We start from the raw sequence: 13,621 nt of genomic DNA, 5'->3' as shown, positions 1-13,621 counted from the left end.
GACGGCCCGACCTGAGGCGTTATTCCGTTATGGGGTCAGGGCGTCCCAGTGAGGTTGGCGCGGATTAGTGGCACGATCTCCGCCGCCGCCACCGGGCGGGCGAACAGGTAGCCCTGGCCGTACTCGCAGCCGAGCGCGCGGAGCGTGGACCACTGGTCGGCGGTCTCGATGCCCTCGGCCACGGTCTGCAGGCGCAGCGTGCGGCCCAGCTGCACGACCGCCTCCGCGAGCGTGGCGTCGCCGGAGTCCGCGGTGATCCCCTCCACGAACGAGCGGTCGATCTTGAGGATGTCGACCGGGAACCGCTTGAGGTAGCTGAGCGAGGAGTAGCCGGTGCCGAAATCGTCGACCGCGATCCGTACCCCCAGAGCTTTAAGGGCTTCGAGGGTACGGACGGTGACCTCGGTGTCCTTCATCAGCAGCGACTCGGTGATCTCCAGGACCAGCTTGCCGGCCGGCACGCCGGTGCGCTCGATGATGGCCGCGACCTCGGAGACCAGCGCGCTGTGCTGGAACTGGCGCGGCGACAGGTTCACGCTCATCCGCAGCTTCGCGGCCTCGGGGTGGTCCGCGATCCACTCCGCGAGCTGGCGGCAGGCCTGGTCCAGCACCCAGCGGCCGAGCGGCACGATCAGCCCGGTCGCCTCCGCAAGCGGGATGAACGTGAGCGGGCCGACCATGCCCTTCTCCGGATGGTTCCACCGGACCAGCGCCTCGAAGCCGATCAGTTCCCGGTCCGGCAGCTCCACGATCGGCTGGTAGTGCACCACGAACTGGCCCTCGAGCAGCGCGCGCTCAAGGGCGGCCCGGTGCTCCGCCTCGGCAAGCACGTCCGAGTGCCGGGCCGGGTCGAAGACCGCGTAGCCGTCCCGGCCGGCCGCCTTCGCCGCGTACATCGCCAGGTCCGCGTCGCGCAGCAGCTCGTCGGCCTCGCCGAGGTCGTGCACGCCCGCCTTGATCACCGAGATGCCGATGCTTGCCGTGCAGATCACGTCCCGGATGCCGAGCGTGACCGGCTCGCGGACCGCGCGGACCAGCCGGTCGGCCAGCTCCGCCGCCTCCAGCTCGGTCAGGTCCTCGACAAGCACCGCGAACTCGTCGCCGCCGAGCCGGGCCAGCGTGTCCGCCGGGCGCAGCTGCGCGGTCAGCCGCTGGGCGATCACCCGCAGCAGCTGGTCGCCGGCGGTGTGCCCGAGACCGTCGTTGACAAGCTTGAAGTCGTCCAGGTCGATAAGCATGAGCGTGATCCGGCCGGCCTCGCGCTGGTTGCGGGCCGCCGCGTGGGTGACCCGGTCGCGGAAGAGCGCGCGGTTCGGCAGCCCGGTCAGCGCGTCGGTGAACGCCTGCCGGGTCAGCTGCTCCTCCATCTGCTTGCGGGCGCCGACGTCGCGGATGCTGAGCACCGCCGCGCGCAGGTTCGGGTTCGCCTGCCGGTTGACGCCGATCGCCTCGGTGTGGACCCAGCTGCCGTCGCCGCGCCGCAGCCGGATCTCCAGCCGTGCGGTGTGCTCAGGTGTGGCCGCGAACAGCGTGGTCATGAACTCGCGCGTCTTCGACAGGTCGTCCGGGTGGACCATCGTGCTCAGCCGCTCGCCGGTGATCGAGGACGGGTCCCGGCCGAGCAGGTCACGGGCGGACGGGCTGGCGAAGGTGACGTCGCCGTCCGGGCCGACCGCCAGGACCAGGTCGGAGGCGTTCTCCAGAAGCGCCTCGGTCCGGTCCTCCGCGGCACTGCGGCGCGCGTCCTGGGCCAGCCGGTTCTGCGCGGTGAGCACGCAGGTGCCGACCACCGCGACAAGCACTGCCACCAGGCCGGCGATCATCGTCGCCTCCGCCTCGGGCAGACCGTTGGCGAGCGCCAGGAAGCCGCCGATACAGAGCAGGCCGAGCGCGGCGACCAGGACCGGCGGGTAGAGCACGGCCGCGGTGACCATGACGACCATGGCACCGGCCGGGTAGATCGCGAGTGCGGCCTCGTCCCCGCGGGCGAACAGGTAGAGCAGCGGGAGTTCGAGCAGCCACCAGACGAAGAGCAGCTCCCGGGCGTGCCGGCGGCGGACGATCCGCGCCCACGGCAACGCGGTCAGCCCGGCCTGGACCAGCACGGCCGGGATGAGCACGTAGACAAGCCACCGGGACGGCTCCGGCCAGTCCAGCAGGATCCGCACCGCGCCCACGGCCGCGATCAGGATGGCGATCCAGGCGCCGGTCCTGATCTGCCGGGTCCAGTGCTCGACCTGGTAGTCGTCATCGATGGACTCGAACCTCATGGCCGCAGAGTCGGCGCACCGTCCCGCGAACTGAGCGGAAACTCATCGGCAACCACCCCATCGGGTGACCGCTGAGCTGCGGTTTCACGCCCACATGATCAGGCTCACACCTGTCGGTGGCGAGATTCTAACTAAGGCTGACCTAACCTGGGCGGTCAGACTTACGCGCGAGCGAGCGAGGGAAAACGCCACCATGGAGGAGCATCGCCCACTGCGGGTCGCCGTCATCGGCGCCGGTCCGGCCGGCATCTACGCCGCCGACATCCTGTCGAAGAACCACCCGACAGCGACCGTCGACGTCTTCGACCGGCTGCCCACCCCGTACGGCCTGATCCGTTACGGTGTCGCCCCCGACCACCCGCGGATCAAGGAGATCATCAACGCCCTGCACAAGGTGCTTGACAATCCGCGGATCCGCTTCATCGGCAACATCGACTACGGCGTCGACGTCAAGCTCGAGGAGCTGCGCCCGTTCTACGACGCGACGATCTTCGCGACCGGCGCGGATAAGGACCGTGAGCTGGACATCCCCGGCATCGACCTGCCGGGCAGCTACGGCGCCGCGGACTTCGTCAGCTGGTACGACGGTCACCCGGACGTCTCCCGCGAGTGGCCGCTGACCGCCACCCAGGTTGCCGTGATCGGCGCCGGCAACGTGGCAGTCGACGTCGCCCGGGTGCTCGCCAAGACCGCGGACGAGCTGCTCGAGACCGAGATCCCGGACAACGTCTACCAGGGCCTGCTGGCCAGCCCGGTCACCGACGTGCACCTTTTCTCCCGGCGTGGCCCGGCGCAGGTCAAGTTCACCCCGATGGAGCTGCGCGAGCTGGACCACTCCCCCAACGTGGACGTGATCGTCCACCCGGAGGGCATCGAGTTCGACGAGGGCAGCCTCGAGGAGATGCGCAAGACGCGCCACGTGAAGATGTGCGTGGACATCCTGCAGAACTGGGCCGTCCGCGACCCGCGCGAGGACCGCAAGCGCCGCCTGCACCTGCACTTCCTGCAGGCACCCGTCGCGATCCTCGGCGACCCCGAGTCCGGCGTGACGGGTTTCCGGACCGAGACGCAGGAGCTGGTCGGCGACGGGACCGTGCGCGGCACCGGCGAGTTCACCGACTGGGACGTGCAGGCGGTCTACCGGGCGGTCGGCTACCTCAGCAAGCCCCTCTCCGACCTGCCGTTCGACACCGGCTCCGGCACGGTGCCGCACGCGGCCGGGCGGGTGCTTGACATCGACGGCAACCACATCCCGGGCGTGTACGTCACCGGCTGGATCAAGCGCGGCCCGGTCGGCCTGATCGGCCACACCAAGGGCGACGCGAACGAGACCGTCACCAGCCTGCTCGCGGACGCGGACACGCTGCCGGCCGCCACCCGGACCGACCCGGCCGAGGTCCTCACCTACCTGCAGCGGCGCGGGGTGCGGTACACCTCGTGGGCCGGCTGGCAGCTGCTTGACAAGCACGAGATCTCGCTCGGCGAGCCGCACGGCCGCAAGCGGATCAAGGTCGTGCCGCGCGAGGACATGATCACGCTGTCCGGGCACTGAGCGGCTGGGGGCGGGGCCGGGCTGTGATCAGCCCGGCCCCGCTCCGTTCACCCCGGCTGCTGCGCCATGATGAAGTCGAAGTCGCCGTCCTCGGTCATCGTGGCATCAAGCGCCTTGTCGTCAAGCGCCTGCAGCGCCGCCGGGCAGAGAAACAGGTACGCGCCGCCCGCCTGCAACACCGTGTCGCCCGCACGGGGCCGCGGCGCCAGGCCCACGGTCAGCTCGCCCGCCCGCGGATCGGCCGCGATCCGCAGCCCCGCACCGTCCGGCGCACGTTCCCGCTCCGCGAGCCGCCGGATCACCTCCGCCGCGTTGCCGGTCACCATGAACATCGCTGCACTCCACATCTTCTCGGGGGTCCGAGAGGACAACGCGCGGGACCGCGTTTGCGTCACCTTTCCGGCACACTGTCTGCCATGACGCTGATGCCCTCACAAACGCGCTTGTGGCGGCGGTACGCCTGGCTGGGCACGCTCATCGTGCTCGGCGGGCTGTACGCGCTGGTGCTGACCACGCTGGTCCGGACCGAGAACCCCAATCTCGTACCCTCGGTGATCCTGCTCGGCGCCACTGTCGTACCCGTGTCGTTCCTGGTCTTCGCGGAGGGCCGGACCGGGCGCTGGCAGGTGTCGCCGGCCGTGCTGATCTGCACCGCGTTCTTCGGCGGCGTGATCGGTGTGGTGGTGGCCGGCTGGCTGGAGTGGGACGCGCTGCGCGGCCTCGGCGCGCTGCCCATGCTATTCGTCGCGATCATCGAGGAGACCGCAAAGCTCGTGGTCCCGGTCGTCATCCTCGCGCTCACACTCCGCGCCGGCCGCCGCGAGCCGGCCGACGGCCTGGTCATCGGCGTGGCAAGCGGTGTCGGCTTCGCCGCGCTGGAGACGATGGGGTACGCGTTCACCGCGCTGCTGTCGTCGAAGGGCAGCATCGGCGCGGTCGAGCAGACGCTGCTCATCCGCGGCGTGATGGCGCCGGCCGGGCACATCGCCTGGACCGGGCTGACCACCGGCGCGCTGTGGGCGCTCGCGGCCCGTCCCGGCGGACGCAGGCTCGGCACGTTCCTCGGCATCTTCGCGTTCGCGATCACGCTTCACACGCTCTGGGACAGCATCGGCAACGAGCTCGCCTACCTGGTGCTCAGCGTGGTCAGCGTGGGCTCGCTGCTGTTCGCGATGCGCCGGTACCGGGCGTTGAGCAGGTGACGGAACCGGGTCGGCGCGCACTCGTGCCGTACCTCTGGCTGAATGTCACGCTTGTGCTCGTCGCGGCGCTGTGGCTGGCGCTGCACCTCGCGTTCGACAGCGGCGGCTCGGTCGCGCCCGGCTACCTGATCGGGCTGTGCGCGCTCGCGATCGTCTCCGTCCCGGTCGGCGTCGCCGGAGCGCTGCCCACGCTCAACCCGGCCGCCCGGCGCTTCTGGCGCGGCCTGCGTGTCACCGCGGTGCTGACCACCGCCGGCTGGGGCATCGCGGTCGTCACGATCATGCTGGACCCGCCCGCGCCCGGCATCGCGCCGCGGCTGTCCCCGCTCGCAAGCGTGCCGATCGTCTGCGGCGTGCTGGCGTTCCTGACCGTGGTGCTGCTGCTCCCGCTCGGCACCCGCAGCCACGCCGAACGCCTGCGGTACGCGCTTGACGGCACCACCGCAGTGCTCGCCGGGTCCGTGTTCCTGTGGCACTTCGCGATCGAGCCGCTGTTCCTGGAGGACGCCCCGATCAGCGAGATCGCGCTGCTGGCGATCGCGGTCGCGAGCCTGCTTGCCGGCGTCGTGCTGACCCGGCTGCTGTTCGGCCGCGATAGCCCGGTGGACCGGCCCGCGATGTACCTGCTGTGCGGCGCCCAGCTGCTCGGGGCCGGGTCCGGATTCGCCACGCTCGTCTACGGCGAGCAGGGGAAGCTCGGCGCCGCAGTGCTCGCGGTCCCGGTCGCGGCGCTGGCCATGACCGGGGCGGCGGTCCGGCAGGCGTACGCGCCGCACCTCCCCCCGCCGGACCGGTCCGGCGGCCGGATCCCGTTCGTCGTCTTCCCCTACGTGGCGGTCGCGGCCGTGAACGGGTTGCTGCTGCTCGTCGCGAACGACGGGCAGGCCGCGGACCGGCACGTGCGCACCGTGGTGATCGCCGCGGTCGCCACCACCATGCTTGTGGTGCTGCGCCAGCTCACCGTGCTCAGCGACAACTCGCGGCTTGTCACCCACCTGCGCGCGCAGGAGATGCGGTTGCAGCGCGAGGCGACGCACGACGCGCTCACCGGGCTGGCGAACCGGGCGCTGTTCAGCTCGCGCCTGCACTCCGGGGACGGCGCCACAGTGCTCCTGATCGACCTGGACGACTTCAAGACCGTCAACGACACGCTCGGCCACGCGGTCGGCGACCAGCTGCTGAGGGCGGTGGCGGCCGCGCTGCGCCAGGCCACCGGCGACCGCGGTCTACCGGCCCGGCTCGGCGGCGACGAGTTCGCGGTGCTGGTGCCCGAGTCCGCCTGCGCCGACGCGGTGGCGGAGCGGCTGCTTGACGCGCTGCAGCGCCCGCTGCTTGCCGGTGCGCACCCGCTGCTGGCCCGGGTCAGCATCGGCGCCGCCACCGCGCGCCCCGGCGACCGCGCCGAGGACGTGCTGCGGAACGCGGACATCGCCATGTACGCCGCGAAGGCCCGCGGCAAGGCCCGGCTCGTGCACTACGCCAGCGGCATGGAGGAGCCGGTGCTCGGCCAGATGCAGACCGGCGGCGAGCTGCGCCGGGCCCTTGACGAGGGCGAGTTGACGCTGTTCTACCAGCCGATCGCGGACCTGGCCACGCTCCGCACGATCGGGGTCGAGGCGCTGGTCCGCTGGCGGCATCCGGAACGCGGGCTGATCCTGCCCGCCGAGTTCATCCCGGCCGCGGAACGCACCGGGCTGATCGTGCCGCTCGGCCGCTGGGCGCTGCACGAGGCCTGCCGCCAGCTGGTGGCCTGGACCGCCGAGCTCGGCGAGGCCGCGCCCCACAAGGTGGGCGTCAACGTCTCCGGCCACCAGCTGCAGGACCCGTCGTTCCCGGCGGAGGTGTCCGCCGCGCTGGCCGCCTCCGGGCTCGCACCGGACCGCCTGGTCCTGGAGATAACCGAGTCCGCGGCGCTGCGCGGTGGCGCCATCATGGCCGGCCTGCACGAGCTGCACACACTCGGCATCCGGCTGGCGCTCGACGACTTCGGCACCGGCGAGTCGTCGCTAAGCCTGCTGTTCGCGTTCCCGGTCGCGATCCTCAAGCTGGACCGGTCGTTCGTCACAGGCATCGAGGTCGACACCGCGGCCGGCGCCCCGGACGAGGCCCGGCTCGCGGTCGCGCGCGCGGTCCGGCAGATGGCCGACGCGCTCGGGCTGGACACCGTGGCCGAGGGGATCGAGAACCCGGCCCAGGCGGCCCGGCTTCGCGAACTCGGCTATACGACGGGCCAGGGCTATCTGCTGTCGCGGCCACTCTCCCCGGGCGATCTGGTGGCGTCCCTGCGGCCGGCCGGCGGGGATCCGGAGACCCGGGTCCCCGCCGGACCGCCCGCTACGGCGTCACGAACGCGTTGACGAAGGCCAGGCTGCCGAAGACGCTGTCCACGAACAGGCCACCCGCCGACGGCCCGCGGATCGTGCAGGTCAGCTCGATGTAGAGCGGGACCACCGGGGCGTACTCCCGCATGATCTTCTCGTCGAGCGCGGCCCACTGCGCGCTCTGCTCGTCGATCGGGAGCGCGGTGATCCGGTCGAACTCCGCGTCAAGCGGGCGGGCGTCCAGGTAGGACGTGCCGTTGTTGCCGCCGTCCACCTTGATGCCACGGCCGTCGAACAGCGCGGGGAGCACTGCCGCGCCGCTCGGCCAGTCCGGCGCCCACGAGTCGACGTAGAGGTCCCACGGGTTGTCGGCCTTCTGGATCTCGACCAGGTACTCGTTCGCGGGCACCGCCTTGGTGGTCACTGTGAAGCCGGCCGCGCGCAGGCCGGTGGCGAGCGAGGTGGCGACGATCTGGCCCTCCGCGTCGTCCGCGTGCGCGAGCACCAGCTCCGGAACCTCACCCACCTGGACCGGCGCCGCCGGGTACGCGTCGTAGGGTCGCCACCCGATCGTCGACGGCGGCAGCAGCGTGGTCAGCGGCCGGGCCACCGCGGCGCCGCCGATCGCCTTGACCAGGCTCTCCCGGTCGACGGCCCGGTTGAGCGCCGCCCGCACCGAGACGTCGGTGATCCGGCGGGTGTTGATGCTCATCATGGTCAGCCGCGGCGTCTGCGATCGGAGCATCCGTGGTTCCAGCGCCGGGTCGCCGGTGACACGGGCCAGCAGTGACGGAGGCACCCCGTCGAACGAGACGGACGCGGCGTCGGCCCCCTGCCCCGCCATGATCCGGTTGGTCTGGGCGACCGGGTCCGCGCCGAAGGACAGCACGAACCGGTCCGGGTACTGATGCCGGACCGCATCGGTAGCCGGGTCCCACTGCGGGTTGCGCACCAGCCGCAGCTCGCTGTCGCCGGTCCGCCCCTCGATCTTGTAGGGCCCGGTCGCCACCGGCGAACGGTCGTAGTCCAGCCCGGTGTCCGCCGCGGCCGGCACCGGTGAGGTCGCCGGCAGCGCGGCCGCGAACGGCAGGTCACACTGCGCCCTCGGGAAACGAAGTCGCAGCGTGCGGTCGTCAGGCGTCTCCACGCCCGGCGGCAGCGCGGTCGTGGCGGGCGCGAAGTCGAAGGCCTTGTCATACTGCGGCGTCCCGGACAACCACTCCTGCAGGTAGGTGGGCCCACCCGCGAGCGTCAGGTCGAACGAGCGCGCGATCCCGTAGGCGATGTCCCGCGCGGTCACCGGCGCGCCGGTCTCGAACCGGATGTTCTCCTTGAGCCGGAACTCCCAGGTGCGGCAGTCCCCGTTCACGTCCGTGCCGGGCGTCTCCGCGAGGTCACCGACAAGGGTCAGCTTCCCGGTGCCGTCGTCCGCGAACGTGGTCAGCCGCCGCGCGTACAGCTGGGAGATGCTCAGGCCCAGGAACGAGTAGACGCGCTGCGGGTCCAGCCGGGCCAGCGTGGTCTCCCGGAACACGGTCACGGTCCCGCCGGTCGCGGCGCCGGGCACCTCGGGCGCGGGTCCGCGCGACGCCGCCGGGTCGGTGGCGATCACGCCGGTCTGCTGCCGGATCGCCCCCTCGGACGGCGCGACGCCGCCCCGCGGGTTGTCGGTGCAGGCCGCGCAGGCCACCAGCACCAATGCAAGTGTCAGCGTTCTCCTCATCGATCTCCTATCTATCGCAGTCGTGGGTCTATGACGGCTTGCAGTCCGTCCGCGATCGCGTTGGCGCCGACCACGAACACGGCGGCCAGCAGCACGGCGCCGAGCATGAGCGGCAGGTCGTCGGCACGGACCGCCACGAGCACGGCCCGGCCCAGCCCGTTGAGGCCGAACGTCGACTCGGTGATCACCGTGCCGCCGAGCGCGGCGCCGACGTCGAGCGCCGCAAGCGTGGCGAGCGGGCCCGCCGAGGCGCGCAGCGCGTGCCTGCCGATAACCGCGCGCCCGGTCAGGCCCTTCGCCGCCGCGGTACGCACGAAGTCGGCGGAGAGCACGTCACCGACCTGCGCGCGGGCCAGCCGGGTGTAGCCGGGCGCAAGCATCGCGGCAAGCGTCACCCAGGGCAGCACCAGCCCGGACGCCCAGCGGCCCGGGCCCTCGGCCGGCGGCGTCCACCCGGGCGGCGGCAGCGTGCCGGTGCCGTACACCAGGATCAGCAGCAGCACGGCGCCGACCAGGTAGAGCGGCAACGCCAGCCCGGCCAGTGACAGCGCGCCGACAAGCCGGTCCGTGACCGAGCCGGGCCGGGCCGCCGCAAGCGTGCCGAGCAGCACGCCGCAGGTCATCCACAGCACCGCGGCCGGCACCACCACGCTCACCGTCACCGGCAGCGTGGTCGCCAGCACCGTGCTTACCGGCTCGCCTGTCGCGTACGACCGGCCCAGGCACGGCACCGGGCAGCCGTCCGCGCCGGTGACGATCTTCCGGACGAAGGACAGGTACTGCACCGGCACCGGCTCGGACAGCCCCCACTCGTCGCGGATCCGCTCCAGGCGCGCGGGGTCGCAACTCTTCGCGCACATCGCGGCCGCCGGATCCCGCGGCACCGCGAAGAACAGCAGGAACGTCAGCACGCTCACCGCCACCAACGTCAGCACCCCGACCACGAGCCGGCTCAGCAGCCGCCTCATCACCGGCCCGATCCCGGATCGAACGCCCGCCGCACCGACTCGCCGAGCACGGTGAACACGAACACCAGCAGCACCAGCGCCAGGCCGGGAAAGATCACGTACGCCGGGTCCGTCTGCAGATAGCCGAGGCTCCGCTGAATTGTCCGCCCCAGGTCCGGCGTCGGCTCCAGCACGCCCAGCCCGAGGAAGCTCAACGCCGCGCCCGCCGACGTGAACGTCGGCAGCAGCAGCGCCGCGCCCGCGGTGATCGGCGGCCCCAGATGCGGCAGCACCTCCCGGCCCAGCACCCGGCCCGGCCGGGCGCCGAGCGCGACCGCCGCGGTCACGAACTCGCGCTCCCGCAACGCCCGCACCTGGCCGCGGACCAGGCGCGCCACGCCGGTCCAGCCGAGCGCCGCGAACAGGCCGATCAGCATGACCACCCGGAACCAGCCGGGCACCGCGTCCCGGGGGCCGTAGAAGGCCAGCTCCAGCGGGCGGATCACCGCGATCGCGCAGAGCAGCATCGGCAGCGCGATCGCCACGTCGGTGAGCCAGGTGAGCAGCGCGTCGATCCAGCCGCCGAGGAACCCGGCGAGCGCCCCGATCACGGTGCCGAGCGCGGTGGCCAGCAGCACGGCCGGGCCGGCCACCGTGAGTGAGGTGCGCAGTCCGTAGACGACCTGGATGAACAGGTCACGTCCCAGCCCCGGCTCCAGGCCGAACCAGTGCACAGTGGAGACACCACCCGCGATGCCGTACGGCATGCCGTACCCGTCCAGGTCGTCGGCGAAGGTGTCCTGCGGGCCCGCGCCGTACACCGCGGAGATCAGCGGCGCCGCGGAGGCGATCAGGGTGAGCAGCAGAGCACCGGCGGCGGCGGCCAGCACGGACCGGAAGCGCCGGAGCCGAAACGACATGTCTCACATCAAATCGATCAGGATCGTGCAAATCAAGTCCGTATTTCGAGCAGGATCGAAGGTCCGTGGCACAGACATCCGTAACCCAGCACTCTATGTGCCGAGGACGGCGGCAGACGGGGGGTCGCCGTCCTCTCTTTAGCACGCCATTCTGTCGGGTCATCGACAGCACTATTGCCACCACGGGCGGACACTACGTCAAATGGGCACACTGTCGATCCACTTCACGGCCGAGGACGTGGCCCGCACCCGCATCTCCCGGCGCCCGGACCCGCTGTGGGAGATCGTCTGCAGCCTGCACCGCCTGCAGACCAAGCGTGGATACACCGCCTACGAGGGCTGGCACCGGCAGGCCCGGCAGGACCTCGGCCGCGCCGGCATGAACGATCTGCTGCGCGGCACGCTGCTGCCGATCTCCCCTCTCGGCCGGTACTTCCCCGACTTCCTGACTCCCGGTGACATCACCGGCCTCGACCAGGGCATCGACGCGGTCCAGCACACCGAGGCCGTCCGCGTGAAAGAGGAGATCCGCCTCATCCCGGACCCGGCCGGCGCGGATGTCTTCCTCGACGACCTCGCCGCCGGCCGCACCGAGGCGATGCACTCCCTCGGCGACGCCCTGCGAAAGTACTTCGAGGTCGCGGTCGCCCCCTACTGGACCGAGATCTCCGGCGTGGTCGCCGACGACAGGGCACTGCGCGGCACTATGATGCTCGACAGCGGCGCCGGCCACCTGCTCGACGACCTCGGCCCGCGCTGCGAGTGGAAAGCCCCGATCCTCTCCATCCACGGCTACCCGATGGACCGGCACATGCACCTCGGCGGCCGCGGCCTGCTGCTGGTCCCGTCCTACTTCTGCTGGCAGGACCCGATCGCGCTGGCCAACCCGGAACTGCCGCCGATGCTCGTCTACCCCGCCCTCCGCCAGCGCCCCGCCGCCGCGGTCGGCGCACCCGACGGCGGCCGCCGCCTCGGACCGCTGATCGGCGGCACCCGCCTGGCAGTGCTCCGCGCGGTCGTGGCCGCCGCCACCACCGGCGAGATCGCCCGCCGCGTCGGCATCTCCCCCGCCACCGCCAGCCACCACGCCACAGTCCTCCGCGAAGCCGGCCTGATCACCAGCCAGCGCCACGCCAACCTGGTCCTCCACCAGATCACGGCGATCGGGCGGGCACTTCTCGAGAATTGATTCATTTACCCACTTCCGCCGTGGTCCGGCAGCGCTGCTCCCGCGGGCTCTCCGCCCGTGGGGGGCGCGTGCAGATCGACGCCACTTCCGTCTCAGCGGCTGATCGGAACGCGGCAGCGAGACCGCAGCCGCACGGGCAACGCCACTGCCGCCTCAGCGGCGGACCGAATCACGACGGCAGGGCCCCGCCCGCAAGGACAACGCCATGGAGGTGGGCGGGACGGGGAAGAGAACGGCCCGGGGAAGCCGAGCCGTTCGTCGAGGATGAGGGTCAGGGGGAGTATTCCCAGATGAGGGCGAGGTAGGTGCCGAACCAGGCGGAGAGGGCGGCCAGCGCGGTCAGGACTGCCACGAGCTGGGGGAGGCGAGCCTTCGCGAGGGCGAAGGCGACCGGGAGGAGCAGGGGGAAGGCGGGCATCAGGAGGCGGGCCTTGGAGTGGAAGTAGCCCTCGCCGCCGAGCGCGAGCGCGAGTACCACTGCGGAGAAGACCAGCAGGGGCCACGGGAGGCGTTCGGTGATGGCCAGGGCGAGGAGCAGCACGGCCAGGGTCAGGACCGCGATGTTCATGTAGAGCATCAGGGGTGCCTGCGAGGTGAGGACGGCCTTTGTGGTCTTCAGGGTGAAGACGCCGCCGTCGAAGGCCATGCCCCAGGCCTCGTCCTGGACGCGGAAGTAGCCGTCGGGCCGGCCGAGGCGGACGCCGACCCAGGCGATGTAGGCAAGCAGGCCGAGCGGGGAGAGCGCGCCGGCCAGCCAGGGGCGCCAGCCGCCGTCGGTGAAGCGGCCGCGGTTGCCGATCACGGCGAGCAGCGCGGCCAGGCCGACGGCCACGGCGAGCGCGCCGCCGGTCGGGCGGGTGAGGCCGGCCAGCGCGCACAGCAGCGCGGCGGTGAGCCAGTGGCGGCGCAGCAGCGCCCAGAGTGACCAGGCGGCCAGCGCGGTGAAGAGCGTCTCGCTGTAGCCCATCGACTGCGCCAGCGCGTGCGGGAGCACGGCCCAGAGCGCGGCCAGGATGATTCCGGTGCGCCGGTCCCGCAGGTGCGTGCCGATCGCGGCGAGGCCGGCGGCGGCGACCAGGCCGGCCAGCCAGGCGACGACCACGCCGGCGATCGCGGCGCCGCCCGGCAGGAGCAGGTCGACGACCAGGATCAGCGCCGGGAAGAGCGGGAAGAACGCCAGGTTCGTCGGCTTCGGCGCGCCGTCGGGGCCGAGCGGGATCGCGTCGTCGTAGCCGCCGGTGGCGATGCCGGCGTACCACTTCGCGTCGAAGTCGGTGAGCAGGTGGGTGACGGACTCACCGGCCATCTTCGCGAAGACGACGAGCACGGCCAGGCAGAAGAGCCGCAGCAGGAGGTACGCCAGGACGGCCGGGCCGAACGCGTGGAGCGCGCGCCGGTGCCAGGGTATCGCCGGGCTGCCGATCTCCGGCGGGGTTTCCACTGCCGCGCTCATGCCGGGGCCCGTTCGGCGCCGCCGGCCCGCCGTGGCCGGTGCCG

10 protein-coding genes are annotated in these 13,621 nt (G+C 72.0%); 4 read left to right on the top strand and 6 right to left on the bottom strand.

The window, feature by feature from the left end:
* Window positions 1–35 precede the first annotated feature (35 nt).
* Window positions 36–2,270 carry a putative bifunctional diguanylate cyclase/phosphodiesterase gene (locus ACIA8K_RS31535; protein WP_396065840.1) on the bottom strand — a complete coding sequence of 745 codons (2,235 nt, stop codon included), beginning with the start codon at window positions 2,268–2,270 and terminating at the stop codon, window positions 36–38.
* A 193-nt stretch (window positions 2,271–2,463) separates the two neighbouring features.
* Here ACIA8K_RS31535 and ACIA8K_RS31530 point away from each other — a divergent pair, with 193 nt between their 5' ends.
* The gene (locus tag ACIA8K_RS31530) at window positions 2,464–3,822 is read left to right on the top strand and encodes an FAD-dependent oxidoreductase (RefSeq protein ID WP_396065838.1); all 1,359 of its coding nucleotides are present in this window, start codon (window positions 2,464–2,466) and stop codon (window positions 3,820–3,822) included.
* Window positions 3,823–3,869: 47 nt separating this feature from the next.
* On the opposite strand, the gene ACIA8K_RS31525 is transcribed toward ACIA8K_RS31530, so the two are convergent.
* A complete protein-coding gene (locus tag ACIA8K_RS31525; RefSeq protein WP_396065836.1) occupies window positions 3,870–4,154 on the bottom strand; it encodes a hypothetical protein in 285 nt (94 codons plus the stop codon).
* A gap of 84 nt (window positions 4,155–4,238) precedes the next feature.
* Between ACIA8K_RS31525 and ACIA8K_RS31520 the strand changes: the two genes are divergently transcribed.
* Window positions 4,239–5,024, top strand: a complete 786-nt coding sequence (locus ACIA8K_RS31520; RefSeq protein WP_396065834.1) for a PrsW family intramembrane metalloprotease — start codon at window positions 4,239–4,241, stop codon at window positions 5,022–5,024.
* Window positions 5,021–7,381, top strand: a complete 2,361-nt coding sequence (locus ACIA8K_RS31515) for a putative bifunctional diguanylate cyclase/phosphodiesterase (protein WP_396065832.1) — start codon at window positions 5,021–5,023, stop codon at window positions 7,379–7,381. Before ACIA8K_RS31520 ends, ACIA8K_RS31515 begins: the two co-directional genes overlap by 4 nt.
* On the opposite strand, the gene ACIA8K_RS31510 is transcribed toward ACIA8K_RS31515, so the two are convergent.
* Genes ACIA8K_RS31510 through ACIA8K_RS31500 form a run of 3 tightly spaced genes read right to left on the bottom strand, consistent with a single transcriptional unit; the run spans window position 7,359 to window position 10,935 of the window.
* Entirely contained in the window at window positions 7,359–9,068 is a 1,710-nt protein-coding gene (locus tag ACIA8K_RS31510) for an ABC transporter substrate-binding protein (RefSeq protein ID WP_396065830.1), read from the bottom strand. The two genes, ACIA8K_RS31515 and ACIA8K_RS31510, sit on opposite strands and share 23 nt — an antisense overlap.
* Window positions 9,069–9,079: 11 nt before the next feature.
* Window positions 9,080–10,036, bottom strand: coding sequence for an ABC transporter permease (locus ACIA8K_RS31505; protein ID WP_396065828.1), 957 nt, complete (start codon window positions 10,034–10,036; stop codon window positions 9,080–9,082).
* Window positions 10,036–10,935: an ABC transporter permease gene (locus tag ACIA8K_RS31500; RefSeq protein WP_396065826.1), complete on the bottom strand. Its 900-nt coding sequence runs from the start codon at window positions 10,933–10,935 to the stop codon at window positions 10,036–10,038. The genes ACIA8K_RS31505 and ACIA8K_RS31500 overlap by 1 nt, the downstream gene beginning before the upstream one ends.
* Window positions 10,936–11,137: 202 nt before the next feature.
* On the opposite strand from ACIA8K_RS31500, the gene ACIA8K_RS31495 reads away from it, so the two are divergent.
* Window positions 11,138–12,124 carry a winged helix-turn-helix domain-containing protein gene (locus ACIA8K_RS31495; RefSeq protein WP_396065824.1) on the top strand — a complete coding sequence of 329 codons (987 nt, stop codon included), beginning with the start codon at window positions 11,138–11,140 and terminating at the stop codon, window positions 12,122–12,124.
* A gap of 271 nt (window positions 12,125–12,395) precedes the next feature.
* Here ACIA8K_RS31495 and ACIA8K_RS31490 read toward each other — a convergent pair whose 3' ends face one another.
* Window positions 12,396–13,577 carry a hypothetical protein gene (locus tag ACIA8K_RS31490; RefSeq protein ID WP_396065822.1) on the bottom strand — a complete coding sequence of 394 codons (1,182 nt, stop codon included), beginning with the start codon at window positions 13,575–13,577 and terminating at the stop codon, window positions 12,396–12,398.
* Between the last annotated feature and the right edge of the window lie 44 nt (window positions 13,578–13,621).

This window comes from Catenuloplanes sp. NPDC051500 (assembly GCF_044454585.1).
In the GTDB taxonomy this organism is placed as follows: domain Bacteria; phylum Actinomycetota; class Actinomycetes; order Mycobacteriales; family Micromonosporaceae; genus Catenuloplanes.
The sequence above is the reverse complement of the archived record's forward strand: the minus strand, read 5'-3'. Positions and strand labels throughout refer to the sequence as shown.

Excerpts from the sequence above, each read along its gene's own strand:
- ACIA8K_RS31530 (WP_396065838.1), top strand. The coding sequence starts at position 2,464 with ATGGAGGAGCATCGCCCACTGCGGGTCGCCGTCATCGGCGCCGGTCCG.
- ACIA8K_RS31495 (WP_396065824.1), top strand. The coding sequence starts at position 11,138 with ATGGGCACACTGTCGATCCACTTCACGGCCGAGGACGTGGCCCGCACC.
- ACIA8K_RS31500 (WP_396065826.1), bottom strand. The coding sequence starts at position 10,935 with ATGTCGTTTCGGCTCCGGCGCTTCCGGTCCGTGCTGGCCGCCGCCGCC.
- ACIA8K_RS31520 (WP_396065834.1), top strand. The coding sequence starts at position 4,239 with ATGACGCTGATGCCCTCACAAACGCGCTTGTGGCGGCGGTACGCCTGG.
- ACIA8K_RS31535 (WP_396065840.1), bottom strand. The coding sequence starts at position 2,270 with ATGAGGTTCGAGTCCATCGATGACGACTACCAGGTCGAGCACTGGACC.
- ACIA8K_RS31490 (WP_396065822.1), bottom strand. The coding sequence starts at position 13,577 with ATGAGCGCGGCAGTGGAAACCCCGCCGGAGATCGGCAGCCCGGCGATA.
- ACIA8K_RS31505 (WP_396065828.1), bottom strand. The coding sequence starts at position 10,036 with ATGAGGCGGCTGCTGAGCCGGCTCGTGGTCGGGGTGCTGACGTTGGTG.
- ACIA8K_RS31525 (WP_396065836.1), bottom strand. The coding sequence starts at position 4,154 with ATGTTCATGGTGACCGGCAACGCGGCGGAGGTGATCCGGCGGCTCGCG.
- ACIA8K_RS31510 (WP_396065830.1), bottom strand. The coding sequence starts at position 9,068 with ATGAGGAGAACGCTGACACTTGCATTGGTGCTGGTGGCCTGCGCGGCC.